This window comes from Cytobacillus sp., assembly GCF_964223445.1.
Classification (GTDB): domain Bacteria; phylum Bacillota; class Bacilli; order Bacillales; family Cytobacillaceae; genus Cytobacillus.
This window is the reverse complement of the sequence record NZ_CAXQGS010000144.1, coordinates 1-4,504: the sequence shown is the minus strand read 5'-3', so window position 1 is coordinate 4,504 and position 4,504 is coordinate 1. Positions and strand designations below refer to the sequence as shown.

Below are 4,504 nucleotides of genomic sequence, written 5' to 3'. Positions count from 1 at the left end.
ATGAAAATCGCATCTGCAATACTCGATAAATCGCCTCGGATGAGGGTAATGTCGGCTGCTTCCATTGCCACATCGGTACCTGTACCAATCGCCATACCGATATCAGCTGTCGCAAGTGCAGGAGCATCGTTAATTCCATCCCCAACCATGGCCACCTTTTTGCCAGTTTGCTGGAGCTTTTTTACTTCTTCAGCCTTGCCTTCTGGTAACACCTCCGCAATGACCCTCTTAATTCCAACTTGGTCCGCAATAGCTTTTGCTGTCTGGATATTATCCCCTGTGATCATTACTACTTCTAAGCCCATTTTGTGTAATCGTGCAATGGCTTCTTTAGATGTATCCTTAACGGTATCAGCAACGGCAACTATACCTGCATAGCTGCCATCAATTGCTACTAACATAGCTGTCTTCCCTTGCTTCTCCAAGCTTTCCATTTTGGACAATACTTCTTGAACATTGACACTATATTTAGCCATGAGTCTTCGTGTCCCGATTAATAACTGCTTACCATTCACCGTAGACTGGATACCGAAACCAGGGATAGCTTCAAATACCTCCGATGACCCAAGATTAATTCCTTTTTCTTCGATACCTTCCACAATGGCTTCTGCAAGTGGATGTTCAGAGTTTCTTTCCGCCGTACCAATCAGCGTAAGAAATTCATTTTCATCGATGCTTTCTGCTAAAATGACATCCGTTAAAGACGGCTTACCGTTTGTAACTGTTCCTGTTTTATCTAGGATAATCGTATCTAAACGATGTGTTGTTTCAAGGTGTTCCCCACCTTTAAATAAAATCCCAAATTCAGCTGCACGGCCCGAACCGGCCATAATCGAAGTTGGTGTTGCAAGACCAAGGGCACATGGGCAGGCAATAACCAGAACAGCAATGAATTTTTCAAGAGCATCTGCAAAATCTCCGGGATCTATATAGAAAAACCACACAAGGAAAGCAATAATCGCTATACCAACTACAATCGGTACAAAAATACCTGAAATTACGTCTGCCAAACGCTGGATTGGTGCTTTAGAGCCTTGGGCTTCTTCAACTACCTTAATGATTTGAGCTAAAACTGTATCTTTTCCAACCTTTGTTGCTTTAATTTTCAAGAATCCATTTTTATTAATTGTTGAACCAATAACGCTATCTCTAATTGTTTTATCAATTGGAATACTTTCACCCGTTAACATCGATTCATCAAGGGCTGATCTTCCTTCCACAATCTCACCATCTACCGGTACCCTTTCACCAGGTTTCACATAAACAATATCCCCTTCTAAAACTTCTTCGATGGGGATAATCATTTCTTGGCCATCACGAACGACTGTTGCATTTTTCGCCTGCAGTCCCATTAACTTCTTAATCGCCTCAGATGAGTGGCCTTTCGCCTTCGCTTCAAACAGTTTACCTAATATAATTAAGGTAATAAGAACAGCACTCGTTTCATAATAGAGCTCAACCATGTGGCCATCGGAGCCTATCGATGCAAAGCTTAGATACAAACTATAGAAATATGCAGCTGATGTACCAAGAGCAACTAGCACATCCATATTTGCACTCTTGTTTCTTAACGCCTTATAGGCCCCAACATAAAACTGTTTACCAACCACAAATTGAACTGGTGTCGCCAGGGCTAGCTGTACCCAAGGGTTCATAAACATGTCGGGCAGCCAAATGAATGACGTAAATTCAAAGTGACTAACCATTGCCCACAATAGCGGGAATGATAAAATGGCAGAGAAAAGAAACTTTCCTTGCTGCTTTTCTATCTCTTTTTGTCGATGGTCAACCTGTTCCTCTGTATTTTCTTTCTTTTGTTCAAGGTTATAGCCTAGCTTTTTAATTGCCTCTTTCATTTCAGGGATAGAAACTTGCTCAGGATTATATTCAACCAGAACAGTTTCTATTGCATAGTTAACCCCTGCTTTTTCAACTCCATCCAGCTTATTTAAGCGTTTTTCAATTTTATTGGCACAGGCTGCACAGGTCATTCCTGTAATATCAAACTCCACTTTCTCGCTTACAACGTTATACCCTAAAGATTCGACTTTCTCCTTAAATTTTGCTGTGCCAGTTTTATCTGGATCATATTTGATGTTTGTTTTCTCAAGGGCAAAGTTCACGTTGGCGTCTTCGACTCCATCGATTTTCTTCAATCCTTTTTCAATTCTTGTTGCACAAGCAGCACATGTCATTCCAGCGATTTGAAGGGTTGCTTCCTTCTGGGTCATATTTTTCACTCCTATCGTCCCCATACTCCAGTGGGGTATGTTTTTTTCCGAAAACAGATCGCGCTGAAAAGGGCACGATCTGTTTTCACTTTTATTTAACAACTACATAAACTTAGGCTGGTTGTTCGATATCATATCCTTGTTCTTCAATAACATCTGTAATTTCCTTCAAGCTTACTGTATTTGAATCAAATGACACATCCACCTTACCTTCTGAAAGATGAACCTTGACAGACTCAACACCCTTTAACTTCCCTACATTACCTTCAATTGAATTGACACAGTGCCCACAAGACATTCCTTGTACGTTAAGTGTTACTTGTTCCATAAAAAATTCCTCCTTAATTATTGATCCTTATACTATACCACCGCTGGGTATAAAATAAACAAAAAATTTTATTTAGTAATTTTAGAAATGGTCGTTAAAAACTCCTTCACAATGTCTGGATCTTCTTCCTTCAACCTTGTAATTACACACGTGTTTATATGACTCTCTAACAAAACTCGGGAAACGGAATTTAATGCAGCCTGAGCAGCTGTGATTTTATGCAATATATCATTACAGTAAGTTTGCTTAATCATCATATTTTTTATTCTTCTAATTTGGCCTGCTATTCTGTTCATCCTTTTAATAAGCTTTTCCTGTAAATCATTTGCAACAGGTTTCCTTAGAAAGCACCGGCAGATCAGCCAATTATTCCACCCCTTTCGTTTTTGCTTTTGTCATTAATTTTTATCACGCTTCAAATTTACCATACCCCTGTTAGGTATGTCAATAGATAAAAGTTATGCCAGCAATCGAGTGCTGGCTTTTGTTATTGTGACTTAGAAAATCGTTTAAATACATCCATTAATTCCTGAATCGCTTCTTCCCCATTACCATCTTTTATAGCATCTGAAACACAATGTCTTGTGTGATTTTCTAGCAGATGAAGCCCAACATTATTCATGGCTGAATTAATTGCAGATATTTGAGTTAGAATATCCACACAATACCGGTCATTTTCAATCATATTTTGAATGCCGCGTACTTGCCCTTCAATCCTTTTTAATCGAGTGACTAACTTATCCTTTTCTTTTGTTGACCTATGGGTCAACTTTTCTTCTTCAAAATTATGCATAAACTCTCACTCTCTTTCTTATAATGCATAGTATACTCAACTAGGGTATCATATAGTGTACCATATTATTTTAAGGTCTATTTAAGACAAATTTTTAATTTAATCCCTTTTAGAATTTCCATCTATAAAGGACAGTATTGATTTACTATTTTTAAAAGACGTTCTGAGTTTTCAGATGGTACAATTTCCCCCAGCCTTGCCGCTGCAATTATTGGTGCCCATCGTAATACTTCATCTCTCACCAAACCACTTTTCTTACAATAAAGCTGTAAATACATCTCAGCAAATTCATGGGAAAAATGGGAATATAAAAGATATGTACGGTAAACGTCAGCGCGAATATCCCCTGCACTGGAATCCACCCAATCAATTATTGCCACGCTCTTATCTGTCATAATCAAATTAAACAAATGATAGTCTCCATGACAGAGCCTGGGCTTAAATGTCATCCTGTTTAAACTTTGTATTAAAGCTGACTTATGCTTATTAGTCAAACAGTTAGCTGATTCTATCTGACGAGTTAATTTTTCAGTCATGTTTTCTATTGAATGAGCCTCAAACATATGAATTTTTTGTTGAATTGCAACAGAAATATTCAAGTAATATTCAGCTTGCTCCATGTTTTCGGAAAGAATATCGCCAATTGTTCTACCCTTGATAGATTCCATTATTATAGCTTGTTTTCCATCTATTTTCGTAGCATCTATTATTTTGGGTACAGAAAGTCCACAGGAATAAGCATATTTTTGCTTTTCGCATTCAATAAGAGATTCCGTTTCGGACAAGCAGTCATTAAATACTTTGTAAATCCTGTTTTTATAGTGATAGATTTTTGCTGTATTTCCTATTGCTATCGGAGTACCTAAATTCATTAGTTTCTCTCCTTAACGTTCCTAACTGCAACAACTGTATATTATATTCGCCTTCCTGCCTTTAGAATCCTTGTTCAACTCCCTCAGTTTAATACGGTTTACTCACGAATGCTCGCTTATTCGCAGGATTTCATCCCCCATGGATATATATTTCTAAATTGAAAAGAGTAGATTCTGGACAAATGGCTACGTGAAGACATAGTTAAATAGAGGAGTAGGATTATACTCCAAATTCTACCATATGATGTACTTCTCCACGCCAGCCCTTGGAGGCTTTCCC

At 38.1% G+C, this 4,504-nt stretch carries 5 protein-coding genes; all 5 read right to left on the bottom strand.

Annotated elements, in window-relative coordinates; translation table 11 throughout:
• A partial coding sequence (locus ACEQ1T_RS24600; RefSeq protein ID WP_370225184.1) for a heavy metal translocating P-type ATPase occupies positions 1–2,231 on the bottom strand: 2,231 nt, incomplete at its 3' end.
• A gap of 112 nt (positions 2,232–2,343) precedes the next feature.
• Entirely contained in the window at positions 2,344–2,559 is a 216-nt protein-coding gene (gene copZ / locus ACEQ1T_RS24595) for a copper chaperone CopZ (protein ID WP_370225182.1), read from the bottom strand.
• 68 nt (positions 2,560–2,627) lie between these two features.
• Complete coding sequence (locus tag ACEQ1T_RS24590) at positions 2,628–2,816, bottom strand: metal-sensing transcriptional repressor (RefSeq protein WP_370225185.1); 189 nt, start codon at positions 2,814–2,816, stop codon at positions 2,628–2,630.
• A gap of 230 nt (positions 2,817–3,046) precedes the next feature.
• Positions 3,047–3,352 (bottom strand): metal-sensing transcriptional repressor, encoded by a 306-nt coding sequence (locus ACEQ1T_RS24585; protein WP_370225180.1) that lies wholly within the window; start codon positions 3,350–3,352, stop codon positions 3,047–3,049.
• Positions 3,353–3,474: 122 nt separating this feature from the next.
• Positions 3,475–4,224, bottom strand: a complete 750-nt coding sequence (locus tag ACEQ1T_RS24580) for a phosphotransferase family protein (RefSeq protein ID WP_370225179.1) — start codon at positions 4,222–4,224, stop codon at positions 3,475–3,477.
• Positions 4,225–4,504 lie beyond the last annotated feature (280 nt).

Coding starts and splice junctions, on each gene's coding strand:
- copZ (WP_370225182.1), bottom strand. CDS start 2,559: ATGGAACAAGTAACACTTAACGTACAAGGAATGTCTTGTGGGCACTGT.
- ACEQ1T_RS24590 (WP_370225185.1), bottom strand. CDS start 2,816: ATGATGATTAAGCAAACTTACTGTAATGATATATTGCATAAAATCACA.
- ACEQ1T_RS24585 (WP_370225180.1), bottom strand. CDS start 3,352: ATGCATAATTTTGAAGAAGAAAAGTTGACCCATAGGTCAACAAAAGAA.
- ACEQ1T_RS24580 (WP_370225179.1), bottom strand. CDS start 4,224: ATGAATTTAGGTACTCCGATAGCAATAGGAAATACAGCAAAAATCTAT.